Annotated in this window: 12 protein-coding genes; 9 read left to right on the top strand and 3 right to left on the bottom strand. The window is 72.7% G+C overall.

All coding sequences use genetic code 11. The features are described from left to right. Positions 1-104: 104 nt before the first annotated feature. Both ppgK and map read right to left on the bottom strand, forming a co-directional pair. Entirely contained in the window at positions 105-905 is an 801-nt protein-coding gene (ppgK, locus tag L3K22_RS03795; RefSeq protein ID WP_263310220.1) for a polyphosphate--glucose phosphotransferase, read from the bottom strand. 188 nt (positions 906-1,093) lie between these two features. Beyond that, positions 1,094-1,981 (bottom strand): type I methionyl aminopeptidase, encoded by an 888-nt coding sequence (gene map / locus L3K22_RS03790; RefSeq protein WP_263310219.1) that lies wholly within the window; start codon positions 1,979-1,981, stop codon positions 1,094-1,096. A gap of 37 nt (positions 1,982-2,018) precedes the next feature. Here map and L3K22_RS03785 point away from each other — a divergent pair, with 37 nt between their 5' ends. Further along, a complete protein-coding gene (locus L3K22_RS03785; RefSeq protein WP_259882192.1) occupies positions 2,019-2,204 on the top strand; it encodes an SPOR domain-containing protein in 186 nt (61 codons plus the stop codon). 77 nt (positions 2,205-2,281) lie between these two features. Here L3K22_RS03785 and panB read toward each other — a convergent pair whose 3' ends face one another. Further along, positions 2,282-3,112, bottom strand: a complete 831-nt coding sequence (gene panB, locus L3K22_RS03780; RefSeq protein WP_263310218.1) for a 3-methyl-2-oxobutanoate hydroxymethyltransferase — start codon at positions 3,110-3,112, stop codon at positions 2,282-2,284. Positions 3,113-3,268: 156 nt separating this feature from the next. Here panB and L3K22_RS03775 point away from each other — a divergent pair, with 156 nt between their 5' ends. From L3K22_RS03775 to L3K22_RS03740, 8 genes are all read left to right on the top strand, one after another. Next, positions 3,269-3,799, top strand: a complete 531-nt coding sequence (locus tag L3K22_RS03775) for a hypothetical protein (RefSeq protein ID WP_263310217.1) — start codon at positions 3,269-3,271, stop codon at positions 3,797-3,799. Continuing rightward, a complete protein-coding gene (locus L3K22_RS03770) occupies positions 3,775-4,314 on the top strand; it encodes a hypothetical protein (protein WP_263310216.1) in 540 nt (179 codons plus the stop codon). The genes L3K22_RS03775 and L3K22_RS03770 overlap by 25 nt, the downstream gene beginning before the upstream one ends. Before the next feature lie 127 nt (positions 4,315-4,441). Continuing rightward, positions 4,442-5,779, top strand: a complete 1,338-nt coding sequence (locus L3K22_RS03765) for a glutamine synthetase family protein (protein WP_263310215.1) — start codon at positions 4,442-4,444, stop codon at positions 5,777-5,779. After that, entirely contained in the window at positions 5,772-8,993 is a 3,222-nt protein-coding gene (locus L3K22_RS03760; RefSeq protein ID WP_263310214.1) for a bifunctional [glutamine synthetase] adenylyltransferase/[glutamine synthetase]-adenylyl-L-tyrosine phosphorylase, read from the top strand. The genes L3K22_RS03765 and L3K22_RS03760 overlap by 8 nt, the downstream gene beginning before the upstream one ends. A 139-nt stretch (positions 8,994-9,132) precedes the next feature. Beyond that, a complete protein-coding gene (locus L3K22_RS03755; RefSeq protein WP_263310213.1) occupies positions 9,133-10,050 on the top strand; it encodes a hypothetical protein in 918 nt (305 codons plus the stop codon). A gap of 172 nt (positions 10,051-10,222) precedes the next feature. Continuing rightward, positions 10,223-10,915 (top strand): TetR/AcrR family transcriptional regulator, encoded by a 693-nt coding sequence (locus L3K22_RS03750; protein ID WP_263310212.1) that lies wholly within the window; start codon positions 10,223-10,225, stop codon positions 10,913-10,915. Continuing rightward, complete coding sequence (locus tag L3K22_RS03745) at positions 10,912-11,835, top strand: ABC transporter ATP-binding protein (protein WP_263310211.1); 924 nt, start codon at positions 10,912-10,914, stop codon at positions 11,833-11,835. Before L3K22_RS03750 ends, L3K22_RS03745 begins: the two co-directional genes overlap by 4 nt. Beyond that, positions 11,832-13,478 (top strand): ABC transporter permease, encoded by a 1,647-nt coding sequence (locus L3K22_RS03740; RefSeq protein ID WP_263310210.1) that lies wholly within the window; start codon positions 11,832-11,834, stop codon positions 13,476-13,478. Before L3K22_RS03745 ends, L3K22_RS03740 begins: the two co-directional genes overlap by 4 nt. The last annotated feature ends 14 nt before the right edge of the window (positions 13,479-13,492 follow it).

Genomic DNA, 13,492 nt, shown 5'->3' with positions numbered 1-13,492 from the left:
GCGAGGGCCGCGCCCGACGGACGCGGCGCCCGAGGGGAGCGCCCGCGACGGAATCGCCCGGTCGACGGGGCACTCCGGCCGCGGGACGGCCCCGGCCGATGGGCTCAGCTGCCGGCGTGGTGCTTGTCGTCCTTCTTCTTGCCCTTCCGCAGGGCCTTCTCCTCGCGATGGGCGAGCACCGCCGCTCCGATGATCCCGGCCTCGTTGCGCAGCTCGGCCGGCACGATCTCGGCCTCGAGGTCCAGCAGCGGCAGGAACTTCTGGTGCTTCTTCGAGACGCCGCCGCCGACGATGATGCGGGTGGGGCTGAAGAGGAACTCGATGTGGGAGAAGTACTCCTGGAGGCGACCGGCCCAGGTCTCCCAGTCCAGGTCCTCGCGCTCCTTGGCGGAGGAGGCCATGTACTTCTCGGCGTCGTCGCCGTGCAGGAGCACGTGGCCGAGCTCGGTGTTGGGCACCAGGCGGCCGTCGACGAAGGTCGCGCTGCCCACGCCGGTGCCGAGGGTGAACACCTGCACCACGCCGGAGCTCTTCTTGCCCGCGCCGAACTCCATCTCGGCGATGCCGGCGGCGTCGGCGTCGTTGACCACGAACACGTCGTGGCCGGTGCGCTCGGTGAACAGGGCGTCCACGTCGGTGCCGATCCAGGACTTGTCCACGTTCGCGGCGGTCTTCGCCACGCCCTCCTGGATCACGGCCGGGAAGGTGACGCCGACGGGCATGTCCTCGGGGATGTCGAAGGAGCCGAGGAGCTCGGCGACGGTGTCGGCCACGGCCTCAGGGGTCGAGGGCTGCGGGGTCGGGATCCGCACCCGGTCGGCGGAGAGCTCGCCCTTGCCGAGGTGGACGGGCGCTCCCTTGATGCCGCTGCCGCCGATGTCGATCCCGAAGGCCTTCTTGCTCATCGTCTCTCCCTGGTCGTGCGATGCGGGAAGGCCCCGCCCGGTGCCGGGGCACCGTCCTCGGCGCCCTCTCTCGGGCGCCCACGATACCCGGGCTGCGCAGGCACGCGACGGGGACGTCCGAGGATGGCGCCGCACGGCCGCCGGACCCCCGCGGCGAGCGGTCCGCGGGGTCCGGGAACGGACCGGTCTCAGACGACGGTGAGGAGCTCGGGGCCCGCGTCGGTGATGAGCATGGTGTGCTCGAACTGGGCCGAGTAGGAGCCGTCGCGGGTGACGACCGTCCAGCCGTCGTCCCACTGGTCCCAGGCCTGCGAGCCGAGCGTCACCATCGGCTCGATGGTGAAGGTCATGTTCTCCTCGATGACGTCGTCGAACATCGGCGCGGAGTCGTAGTGGGGGATGACCAGCCCGTTGTGGAAGCCCTCGGCGACGCCGTGGCCGGTGTAGTCGCGCACCGACTCCATGCCGTGGCGGGAGACGAACTTCTCGATGACGCGGCCGATCACGTTGACCTCGCGGCCGGGCCGGGCCGCCTTGATCCCGCGCAGCATCGCGTCGTGGGCGACCTCGACCAGCTCCTGGGCGCGGGGGGCGACGTCGCCGACGAGGAAGGTCGCGTTGCAGTCGCCGTGGACGCCGTGCAGGAAGGCGGTGACGTCGACGTTGAGGATGTCCCCCGACTCCATCACGGTCGAGTCGGGGATGCCGTGGCAGATGACCTCGTTCAGGCTCGTGCAGCAGGACTTCTCGAAGCCGAGATAGCCGAGCGTGGAGGGGTAGGCGCCGTTCTCGAGCAGCACGGCGTGGACCACCGCGTCGATGTGGTCGGTGGTGACGCCGGGCTGCGCGGCCTCGCCGGCGGCCTGGAGAGCGAGCGCCGCGACGCGGGAGGCCTCGCGCACGCGGGTGATCACGTCGGCGCTCTGCACGAACGGACCCGTGTCCGAGACCGCCTCGTCCTTGCCCACGTACTCGGGGCGCTCGATGTGCGCGGGCACGGGCCGACGGGGGCTGAGGGTTCCGGGCACCAGCAGCGCGCGCCCCTCGGGACGGATCCAATCCTGCTCTACAGTCATGTCCACCAGTCTCTCACCGACAGCGAAGGAGACCGACGTGACCGAGGGCACGCAGTATTACTACAACCTGAGCACCGGCGTGGTCGAGGAGGGGGCGCAGTCCCCGGCCACCGAGCGGATGGGGCCCTACGCCACGCGCGAGGAGGCCGAGCGCGCGCTGAGCACCGCTGCGAAGCGCAACCAGGAGTGGGAGCAGGACGACGAGGAGTGGGAGGAGGGCTGAGCCCGCGTGCACGCGGGCTGACCGCACCCGCGTGAGGGCCGGCCGCTCCCGCGCGGGCGGCCGGCCCGTCGGTCCGGTCAGTCGAAGGAGTGCTCGGCCCCCGGGTAGCTGCGCTCCTCGACCTCGGCGCGATAGGCGGTCGCGGCGCCGAGCAGCTCGCCGCGCAGGTCCGCGAAGGCCTTGACGAACTTCCCCCGGAAGCCGGACAGGCCCGCCATGTCCTGCCACACGAGCACCTGGCCGTCGCAGCCGGCCCCGGCGCCGATCCCGATCGTCGGCACCCGCAGCGCGGCGGTGACCTCGGCGGCGACGCGCGCCGGCACGAGCTCGAGGACCATTGCGCTGGCCCCGGCCTCCTGGATCGCGAGCGCGTCGGCGAGCATCTTCTTCGCCGCCTCCTCACCGCGGCCCTGGACCCGGTGCCCGGAGTGGGCGTTGACGGACTGGGGTGTGAAGCCGAGGTGCCCGATCACGGGGATTCCCGCGGCGACGAGCGCCTCGATCTGGGGGACGACCTCGGCGCCGCCCTCGAGCTTGACCGCCTCGGCGCCCGCGCGCACCAGCTCGATGCCGTGCAGCACCGCATCCCGCGGCCCGGTCTGGTAGGTGCCGAAGGCGAGGTCGGCGACGATCAGCGGGCGGGTGACGCTGCGGGCGACGGCCGCGGTGAACACGAGCATGTCCGCATGCGTGGTCGCGGTGGTCGAGGAGTGGCCGAGCACGGTGGTGCCCACGGAGTCGCCGATCAGCAGGGTCTCGATCCCGGCCTCCTCGAAGACGCGGGCGGAGAACTGGTCGTAGGCGGTCAGCATCGCGAAGGGGCGGCCCTGCTCCTTGGCCTGCTGGAGGTGGCGCAGCCGGATCTTCGCCGGAGCGGCAGGGACGGTGGCGGGGGACTCAGTGCTCACAGCGGGCTCCTGGACGGGGACGGGGATCCGGCGCTCCAGCCTAGCGCCGTCCGCGTCGCCCCGGGGCGCCCGGTTCCCGCCGGTCAGGTGCGGTGCGGGCCCGGCGTGTGCCACCCTTGGAGCGTCGTGCGCAGACGTCGCCGAGAAGAGGTCACCATGGAACCGCATCCCCTGCGCGGCCCCGTCCGTCGGATCGCCGCCTGCGCCTCCGCCCTCGCTCTCGCGCTCGGCACCGCCGCCTGCACCGGCGGGGACGACGAGCAGCCCGCCCCGGAGACCCCCAGTGCGACGCCGAGCGCCTCGGCCGACGCCGCCCCGGAGGCGAGCGACGGCGGCGGCGACGTGAGCGACGCGGATCTCTCCGCGGCGACCGACCGGTTCCTCGGCTTCCTCGGCGTGATCGACGACCAGGACTGGGAGGCCGCCTGTGGCTACGTGCTCGACCCGGGCACCGGCACTGCCCCCGAGGGCGAGCGCCTGCAGCAGTGCGCGGACGGGGCGCGCGGCGCCATGGCGGACTACGAGGAGATGCTGGGACCGGGGGTGTTCGACCAGCTGGAGGCCTCGATGGTCCAGGCCGAGCCCGCCGCCGACGGCACCATCTCGCTGAGCCTGCTCGAGCAGCCGGTGGAGATCCCGATGACACGCGGCGACGACGGGCAGTGGTACCTCTCGATCCCGTTCTGATCCCCGCGCCGCCGGGGTACGGTCACGACGATGGGGAGTCCGAAGGCTCGGACGCCGAGAGCGAGGGTTCCGAGAGGGAGGACGCCGAGGGCGGGGGCACCGAGGGCGATGCCGCCGAAGGGGCCCAGGGCGATGACGTCGCCGGAGGGGCCGAGGGCGAGCCCATCTCCGAGGAGGACCTCACCGCCGCGGGGGACCAGGCCTTCGAGTTCGTCAAGGCCGCCGCCTCCGGGGACGCCCAGGGCGCCTGCGCGGTGGCCCTGGACCCCACCACCGGCAGCGGCCTGACCGGTTCGCGTGCCAAGTCGTGCGTCGCCGGGTTCGAGGAGAGCGCCGAGGAGGAGGGCACGGAGTTCGACCCCTCGGTCGCCGATGCCCTCGACCGCTCGATGGTGAAGACCAGCGACAACGGAGACGGCACGGCGGCCGTCAGCTTCATGGGCGAGGACGCGGGGATCTCGATGGTGCAGGGCGATGACGGCGAGTGGTACGTCAACTCCGCCGAGCTGATCTGAACCGACCGGACTGTCGCTGAGCGCCCCGCCCGTGATGCGCCCCGGCCTCCGGAGGAGACCGGGGCGCATCCTGCCCGGGGGAGCCCGGAGCCCGCACCGCGCCGGCGACCTGAGGCAGACTTACCCCATGGGACATCTCCATGACGACGTCATCCGCACCGTCTCCGACAAGGACGTGCGGTTCATCCGGCTGTGGTTCAGTGACATCGTGGGGACGCTGAAGTCCATCGCGATCTCGCCGGCGGACCTCGAGATCGCCTTCACCGAGGGCATCGGCATCGACGGGTCCACGATCGAGGGCCTCACCCGCAGCTACGAATCCGACATGATCCTGCGCCCGGACCCCGCGACCTTCGAGCTGCTGGCCTGGCGCGGCGAGACCAACGCGACCGGCCGCATGATGTGCGACGTCCTCACCCCCGACGGCGAGCCCGCGGCCTCCGATCCGCGCCGCGTGCTGAAGGACGCCCTCGCCCGCGCGGAGGAGAAGGGGCTGGAGTTCTACACCCACCCCGAGATCGAGTTCTACCTCTTCGAGCAGCCCTACGAGGAGGGCTCCCCGCTGCGGCCGGTGGACCACGCCGGCTACTTCGACCACGTCCACCGCGGCCAGGGCCAGGACTTCCGCCGCGCCGCCATCCAGCACCTGGAGGCGATGAACATCCAGGTCGAGTTCTCCCACCACGAGAACGGTCCGGGCCAGAACGAGATCGACCTGCGCTACGCCGACGCGCTCACCACGGCCGACAACATCGTCACCCTCCGCACCGTGGTCAAGGAGGTCGCCCTGTCGCTGGGGCAGGTCGCCTCCTTCATGCCCAAGCCGATGATCGACCAGCCCGGCTCCGGCATGCACACCCACCTCTCCCTCTTCCAGGGCGGGAAGAACGCCTTCCACGAGCCGGGCGCCGAGTACGGCCTCTCCCGCACCGGTCGCCAGTTCATCGCCGGACTGCTGCGCCACGCCCCCGAGTACGTGGCGGTGACGAACCAGTGGGTGAACTCCTTCAAGCGTCTCTGGGGCGCGCAGGAGGCGCCGAGCTACATCTGCTGGGGCCACAACAACCGCTCCGCGCTGGTGCGCGTCCCCTTCCACAAGCCCACCAAGACCACCTCCTCCCGGGTCGAGTTCCGGGGGCTGGACTCCTCGGCGAATCCCTATCTCGCCTTCGCCGTGCTGCTCGCCGCCGGGATGGCCGGGGTCGAGGGCGGCTACGAGCTGCCCGAGGGCGCTGAGGACGCAGTATGGGAGCTCACCGAGCGGGAGCGCCGCGCGATGGGCATCGAGCCGCTGCCCACCGACCTGTTCCGCGCCCTGGAGGTCTTCGAGGGCTCCGAGCTGATGGCGGACACGCTCGGCGAGCAGGTCTTCGAGTACTTCCTCCGTGACAAGCGCGAGGAGTGGCACCGTTATCGCGAACAGGTGACCGACCACGAGCTCCGCTCGACCTTCAGCCGTGTCTGACGGGGACGCCGTGAACGCCGCGCCACCGCCCGAGAAGCACGGCTCTCCGGAGGAGAACGCACCGACGTCGCAGACCGTGCCGTCGTCGAAGTCCGCATCGCCCGAGCAGCCCGGTGCCAGAGAGGAGCCGGCGACCACCACCGGCGCCCTCGCCCGCCTCGGCTTCAGCCGCACCGACCGTGTCAGCCGCTTCCTCTCCGAACCGGCGCTGCGCGGCCTCGGCGACGGCGCCGCGGAGGCCCTCGGCGCGACGGCCGACGGGGACGACGCGGTGCTCGGCCTGCTGCGCCTGGCGGAGTCCGCCCGGGAGGCCGGCCAGGACGCCGTGCTCGAGGAGTTCCTCGCCGGGGTGGGCACCGTCGGCACCCCGGGACACCGGCTGATCCACCTGCTCGGCGTCTCGGTCGCGCTCGGCGACGTGCTCGCCCGCCACCCCGAGAGGCTCGAGCTCCTGCGCGAGGGGGACGACGAGCTCGCGGTCCCCGCCGCCGCGGTGCGCGAGGCGCTGCTCGAGGCCGTCGGCGCCGATCCGTCGGCCGAGGTGCCCGTGGCGGGCTCCGGCGGCCGCGAGCAGAGGGATGCGCTGCGCGCCGGCTACCACCTGCGCCTGGCCCAGATCGCCGCGGCCGACGCCGTCGCCGCCGACCCCGCCGCCCTCCAGCCTCGCGTCTCCGCCGCGATCAGCGACCTCGCCGACGCCGCGCTCGAAGCGGCCTCCGCGATCGCCCGCGCCACCGTCGAGGGGCACGAGCAGGTGCGCTGGTCCGTGATCGCGATGGGCAAGACCGGTGCGCGGGAGCTCAACTACATCTCCGACGTCGACGTCATGCACGTCGTCGCCCCCGCACAGGAGGGGTGCGAGGAGGAGGACGTGATCACGATCGGGGCCGCGCTGGCGAGGGAGCTCGCCCGCGCCTGCTCCGAGCGCACCGCCGAGGGATCGCTGTGGCAGGTGGACGCGAACCTGCGCCCCGAGGGCAAGGACGGACCGCTCGTGCGCACCCTGGACTCCTACCGCCGCTATTACACCGAATGGGCGAAGTCCTGGGAGTTCCAGGCGCTGCTGAAGGCCCGCGCCGCCGCCGGCGACCGCGAGCTCGGCGCCGCCTACGAGGAGATGGTCGCGCCGTGGGTGTGGAAGGCCTCCACCCGCGAGGGCTTCGTCGAGGACACCCGGGCGATGCGCCGCCGCGTCGTCGCCCACATCCCGCGAGCCGAGGTGGACCGGAACATCAAGCTCGGCCCCGGCGGACTGCGGGACGTCGAGTTCACCGTCCAGCTGCTGCAGCTGGTGCACGGCCGCGCCGACGAACAGCTCCAGGGCCGCTCCACCCTCGACTCCCTCGCTCGGCTCGGCGAAGGCGGCTACATCTCCCGCACCCACGTCGCCGAGATGGACGAGGCCTACCGCTTCCTGCGCTGCGTCGAGCACCGCCTCCAGCTGCACCGCCTGCGCCGCACCCAGGTGCTGCCCACCGCCGCCTCGGACCTGCGCCGCCTCTCGCGCAGCATGGGCCTCGGCACCGACGAGTTCGCGGGGCGCTACCAGCGCACCAGGCGACGCGTCCGTCAGCTGCACGAGGAGATCTTCTACCGGCCGCTGCTGCTGACCGCCTCGCAGCTGTCCGACGGGGAGATCGCGCTGAGCGCCGAGGACGCCCAGGCGCGCCTGGCCGCGATCGGCTATCGCGACCCCGGCCGGGCGCTCGCGCACATCTCCTCCCTCACCGAGGGGATCTCCCGACGCGCCAGGATCCAGCGTCAGCTGCTCCCGGCGATGCTCGAATGGTTCGCCGACGGGATCGACCCGGACCTGGGGCTGCTCGCCTTCCGCCGCCTCTCCGACGAGATCGGCTCCGCCCACTGGTACATGGGGCTGCTGCGCGACTCCGGGCTCGCCGCGAAGCGTCTGACGAAAGTGCTGGCGGCGAGCAGGTACGTCGGCGAGGAGCTCGAGCGCATCCCGGAGGCGGTGCGCTGGCTGGCCCGCGACGAGCAGCTGCGCCCCCTGTCCCGCGAGGTGCTGGGCCGGGAGTTCCTCGCCGTGATCACCCGCGTGGACACCGTCGAGGAGGCGCGGGACGTGCTGCGCCGCACCCGCAGCCGCGAGCTGCTGCGGATCGCGCTCGCCCATCTCACGGACGTCGCCTCCGCCGCGGAGGTCGCCTGTGCCCTCACCGACCTCGCCGAGGCGGTGCTCGAGGCCGGGCTGCTGGTCGCCTATCACGTCGTGGCCCGCGAGCGGAAGGTCGTCGGCGAGGAGGCCGAGCCGTTGGACGGCGTCGACGAGGTCGACGAGACCACCGCGCAGGAGCTGCGCGAGCGACGCTCGGATCCCGCGCGGGCGCTCGGCGTGGAGCTGGCGATCATCGCCCAGGGCAGCTTCGGCGCCCGGGAGATGGGCTATTCCTCCGACGCGGACGTGCAGTTCATCGCCGTGGACCGGGGCGCCGGCCGCGACACCGTCGAGATCACGAACGCCGTCGCGACCCAGATCCAGAAGATCCTCAACGCCCCCGTCGCCCGCTCCGACATGAAGGTCAGCGCCGATCTGCGCCCCGAGGGAAAGGTCGGCCCGCTCACCCGCACCGCCGAGTCCTGGATCGACTACCTCCGGCGGGATGCCGAGACCTGGGAGAAGCAGGCGCTGCTGCGGGCCCGCGTGGTCGTCTCCTCCGCGGCCCTCGGCGAGCGGCTGACCGAGGAGATGGACCGCCACCGCTATCCGGACGGCGGTCTGGAGGAGCAGGACCGTCGGGCGATCACGCGCATGAAGGCGCGGGTGGAGTCCGAGCGTCTGCCCCGCAACGCCGACCCCGCCCGGCATCTCAAGCTCGGACGCGGCGGGATGACCGACGTCGAATGGTGCACGCAGCTGCTCGCCCTCGAGCACGGCCACGAGGTCGAGGGCCTGCGCACCACCTCGACCCTCGCCCAGCTCGAGGCCGCGGTCGCGGCCGAGCTGCTCGAAGGTCGCGAGGCCGAGGAGCTGCGGGCCGCCTGGACGCTCGCCTGGCAGCTGCGGCGCGGGCTGTTCCTGTGGAAGGGGCGCGAGGGGGAGGTGCTCCCCAGCGATCGGAACGACCTGCGGGCCCTGGCCCTGCTCATCGACGGCGACGACGCCACCGCATCGGAGCTCGAGGACCGCTATCTCAAGGTCACCCGCCGCTCCCGCACCCTCGCCGAGCAGATCATCTTCGGCGAGACCTGCTGAGCCCTCCCGCTGACGTGAGACGCGCCCGCCCCCGGCGCGTCGGCCCCGCCGCGGACAGGCACGGGGCGGCCGAGCGCGTACCGTGGGAGGCTGTCCGCCCGCGTCGCCCCGCGCGACCCCCGCACCCCTCCGAGGACCGATGACCACCCCCTCCCTGAGCGCAGACACCCCGCGCGGCCGCATGTACCGCCTCGAGCCCGAGGGCCCGCTGATGTACCCCTCGATCACCACCGTGGCGGGGATGCGCGCCAAGGACTTCCTGCAGGGCTGGTACGCGACCATGGCCTCGAAGCGGGCGCTGGACATGTACGCCTGGCTCGAGCGGAACCCCGACCGCGCCGCCTCGGAGATCTCCCGTGTCACCCGCGACCGCTGGGGCACCCAGAAGAAGATCGCCGCGGCGGCGCCGGAGTACACCGCCGCCGCTTCGGACTTCGGCACCCTGGTCCACTCCGCCTGCGAGGACTGGGGCACCAGCGGCTCACGGCCCGACGCCGACCACATCGGCGGGATCATCGAGCGGATGCGCACCGGCTCCGGTGCCTTCGGCGCCGAGAAGGACCTCCGCGGCCTCGTCGCCCGCGCCGAGGTGCGACTGGACGGCTACGGCCGCTTCCTCGACGACTTCCAGCCCGAGTTCGTGGAGGTCGAGCAGACGGTCGTGAACCACTCCGTCGGCTACGCGGGCACCACCGATGCGATCGTGAAAATCGGCAATACCCTGCTCAGCGCCGACATCAAGACGTCGAAGAAGGTCCGCGGCGACTACGCGCTGCAGGGGGTGGCCGTGTGCCGTGCCGAGCTGCTGCTCGACGACGACGGCTCCACCCGGGAGATGCCGGAGCTGACCGGAGCGTTCATCATCCACCTCCCCGAGGCGGGCGGCTACCAGGCCGTGCCGCTGAGGACGGGGGAGGAGGAGTTCGAGGTGTTCCGGGCGCTGCGCGCGGCATGGTCGTTCGAGCCCGACGAGTGCGCGCTCGAGCCTGCCGCCGACCCCAAGGGCCTCGTGCTCTCGCTGCTGCGCACCAAGGGCGGGCTCGACGCCCTGGGCTGAGCACTTCACGCCCTCCGCCGCCGCGCGCCGGTCCCTTCGGGGCCGGCGCGCTCGCCTCTCCGGGCGAAGAAGCCCTTGCCTCGCATTGAACACACGTATAACGTGTTGAACGTCAGTTCAATACAGGGCTGCGCGCTCCCGCGGAGCGGGCCCGATGCTCGAGGAGAGCCGCATGGCAGAGCCCGCCCCCGCCGACGAGCGGATCCTCCGGGCCGCGATGCGACGCTTCGCCGTCGACGGCCTGGGCGCCCCGCTGCGCGCCGTCGCACAGGACGCCGGGGTCAGCGCGGGCCTGATCATCCACCACTTCGGCTCGCGCGAGAAGCTCCTCGAGGCCTGCGACCGGCGCGCCCTCGAGGTCACCCGGCAGCAGAAGAGGGCGGCGGTGACCGGTGGCGTGGGCACGATGCTCGCCCAGCTCGCCGCCGTGGAGCAGTACGCGCCCGAGACGGGCTACGTGCTGCGCCGCCTCCAGGCCGGCGGCCCGCTCGCCCAGCGGCTGATCGAGGACTTCATCGCCAATGCGAGGGACTACTACGAGGAGGGGGAGCGGGCAGGGGTGCTCAGCCCCAGCCGCGACCCCGAGGCGCGCGTGCGGGTGCTCGCGCACATGGCGCTCGGCTCCCTCGTGCTGCAGATGCCCGGCCAGGGGGCGCCGATGGACCTGGAGGACCTCCCGCGGTGGATGCGCGAATACACCGACTCGCTGACCCTGCCCCTGCTCGAGCTCTACACCACCCCGCTGCTCACCGACGCGAGCCTGCTGGACGCCTATCTCGCCGCACAGAGCGACACGGACACCGCGGCCGACGAGGGCGCGCACACCACCAACTCCACCTCACCGACCGACGGGAGCCCGACGTGACCAGCTCGGGACCTGCAGTCCACGTCCGCGACCTCACCAAGACCTTCGGCGCCACGAGTGCGCTGGACGGCTTCGACCTCACCGTGCCCCACGGCGAGGTGACCGGCTTCCTCGGCCCCAACGGCGCGGGCAAGTCCACCACCATCCGCGTGCTGCTGGGCCTGCTGCGGGCGAGCTCCGGGACGGCTCGCGTCCTGGGCAGGGACCCGTGGCGGGACGCGGTCGCGATCCACCACCGCCTCGCCTACGTCCCCGGCGACACGAACCTCTGGCCGGGCCTCACCGGCGGCGAGGCGATCGACGTGCTCACCCGCGGCGAGAGCGGGGATCGCCACCGCCGCCGACGCGAGGAGCTGATCGAGCGCTTCGAGCTCGACCCCGCCAAGCGCGCCCGCACCTACTCCAAGGGCAACCGCCAGAAGGTCGCGCTCGTCGCCGCGCTCTCCCGCGACGTGGACCTCTACATCATGGACGAGCCGACCTCCGGCCTCGATCCGCTGATGGAGGCGATCTTCACCGACGAGGTCGCCCGCCTGCGCGCCGCCGGCCGCACCGTGCTCCTCTCCAGCCACATCCTCGCCGAGGTCGAGAAGCTCTGCGACACCGTCACCATCATCCGCGCCGGGAAGGCCGTGGAGTCCGGCACCCTCGCCGATCTGCGCCACCTCACCCGCTCCACCGTCGCCGCGACGACCGACGCCGATCCTGCGCCGCTCACCCGGCTCGACGGGGTCCACGACCTCGTCGCCGAGAACGGGCGCCTCCGCTTCGACGTGGACGACCGGGCGCTGCACGACGTGCTGCCCGTGCTCACGGCCCTCGGCGTCACCGGTCTCACGATCACCCCGCCCTCCCTCGAGGACCTCTTCCTGCGCCACTACGGCGACGAGCTCGAGCCCGTGTCCGAGGACGAGTCATGACCGCCGCGACCGCCGCCCCCACCCATCGCGGGCAGCGCCGCGCGGCCGGCCCGCTCACCGGGCTGCGCGCCCTGCTCCGTCTCCACCTCCGGCTCGCCCGGCGCGGCATCCTGATCTGGACCCTGGCCGTGCTCGTCCTGGTACCCGCCTCGATCTATGCGATGGAGGACGTCTACCCCGACCAGGCCGCGCTCGACGCCCGGGCGGCGCTGCTGGACAACCCCTCGGCCGTGATGATGACCGGCCCGTTCTTCGCCGCCGACCATTACACCTTCTGGGCGATGGTCGCCAACGAGCTGCTGCTCTACCTGCTCGTCCCGGCCGCGATCATGTCGATCCTGCTCACCGCCCGCCTCACCCGCGGCGAGGAGGAGTCCGGACGGCTCGAGCTGCTGCGCTCCCTGCCCACCGGCCGCCTCGCCCCGTCGGTCTCCGCCCTGCTGGTGATGGCGCTGGCGAACCTCGCCCTCGGCGCCGCGGTGGCCGCAGGGATGCTGATCGGCGGGGGAGAGACGGCGGACTCGCTGGCGCTCGGGCTCGCGACCGCCCTGACAGGACTGGTCTTCGGCGCGGTCACCGCGGTCACCGCCCAGCTCGCCGAGCACGCCGGCACCGCCTCCGGCACGGCGCTGGGGATCCTGGCGCTCGCCTTCATGGTGCGCGGCATCGGGGACGTGATCGAACGCGACGGCTCGTGGCTGTCCTGGTTCTCGCCGCTCGCCTGGGCGCAGCAGACGCGCGCCTTCGTGGACCTGCGCTGGTGGCCCCTGCTCGTCTCCCTCGCCGCCGTCGCCGTACTGCTGGTGATCGCCGGCCGGCTCTCGCACCGCCGCGATCTCGGGGCCGGGCTCCGCCCCGCGGCGGCCGGACGCGCCGCCGCGTCGGCGGCGCTGCTCGCCCCGGGCGGCCTCACCCGCCGGCTGCTCGGCGGGACCCAACTGGCCTGGGGCATCGGACTGTTCCTCTTCGCGCTCGCCTTCGGCTCCCTCGCCAGCTCGCTCACCGACTTCGCGGAGAACCTGCCGGACCTGGCCGGCATGGCCCCGATCCGGCTCGACGACCTCACCGGCTCGTTCTCCGCCTTCGTGCTGATGATGCTCGCGATCGGCCCGGTCGCCCTCGCCGTCTCCGGGATGCTCCGGATGCGCACCGAGGAGACCGCGGGACGCCTCCCCGGCGTGCTCGTCGCCGGCACGTCCCGGGCGCGCCTGGCCGGGCAGTGGTTCCTGGTCGTGCTGCTGGGCACCGCCGCGATGCAGGTGCTGCTCGGCCTCGGCGTCGGGATCGGCGTGTGGAGCGCGACCGAGGACACGGCCTGGATCGGAGAGATGACCCTCGCCGCGCTCACCTATCTCCCCGCCGTCGCGCTGTATGCGGCGATCGCGCTCGCCCTCTACGGGCTCGGGTCCCGCCTCGCCCCTCTCGCCTGGCTGCTCGTGGTGTACACCGCGCTGGTCACCTTCCTCGGTCAGATGCTGGGCCTGCCGGACTGGGCCATGGACCTCTCGCCCCTGCAGCACATCGCGCTGGTGCCCTCCGAGGATCTCGAGGCGATGCCGCTCGTGGTGATGGGCGTCGCCGCCGCTGTGCTGGCCCTGCTCGGACTCGCTCTGCTGCGCCGCCGGGACCTCGCCGCCGGCTGAGGGCCGTTGGTCGT

Source organism: Brachybacterium atlanticum (assembly GCF_025669985.1).
Lineage (GTDB): Bacteria > Actinomycetota > Actinomycetes > Actinomycetales > Dermabacteraceae > Brachybacterium > Brachybacterium conglomeratum.
The sequence above is the reverse complement of the archived record's forward strand: the minus strand, read 5'-3'. Positions and strand labels throughout refer to the sequence as shown.

Excerpts from the sequence above, each read along its gene's own strand:
- ppgK (WP_263310220.1), bottom strand. The coding sequence starts at position 905 with ATGAGCAAGAAGGCCTTCGGGATCGACATCGGCGGCAGCGGCATCAAG.
- map (WP_263310219.1), bottom strand. The coding sequence starts at position 1,981 with ATGACTGTAGAGCAGGATTGGATCCGTCCCGAGGGGCGCGCGCTGCTG.
- L3K22_RS03740 (WP_263310210.1), top strand. The coding sequence starts at position 11,832 with ATGACCGCCGCGACCGCCGCCCCCACCCATCGCGGGCAGCGCCGCGCG.
- L3K22_RS03775 (WP_263310217.1), top strand. The coding sequence starts at position 3,269 with ATGGAACCGCATCCCCTGCGCGGCCCCGTCCGTCGGATCGCCGCCTGC.
- L3K22_RS03755 (WP_263310213.1), top strand. The coding sequence starts at position 9,133 with ATGACCACCCCCTCCCTGAGCGCAGACACCCCGCGCGGCCGCATGTAC.
- L3K22_RS03750 (WP_263310212.1), top strand. The coding sequence starts at position 10,223 with ATGGCAGAGCCCGCCCCCGCCGACGAGCGGATCCTCCGGGCCGCGATG.
- L3K22_RS03765 (WP_263310215.1), top strand. The coding sequence starts at position 4,442 with ATGGGACATCTCCATGACGACGTCATCCGCACCGTCTCCGACAAGGAC.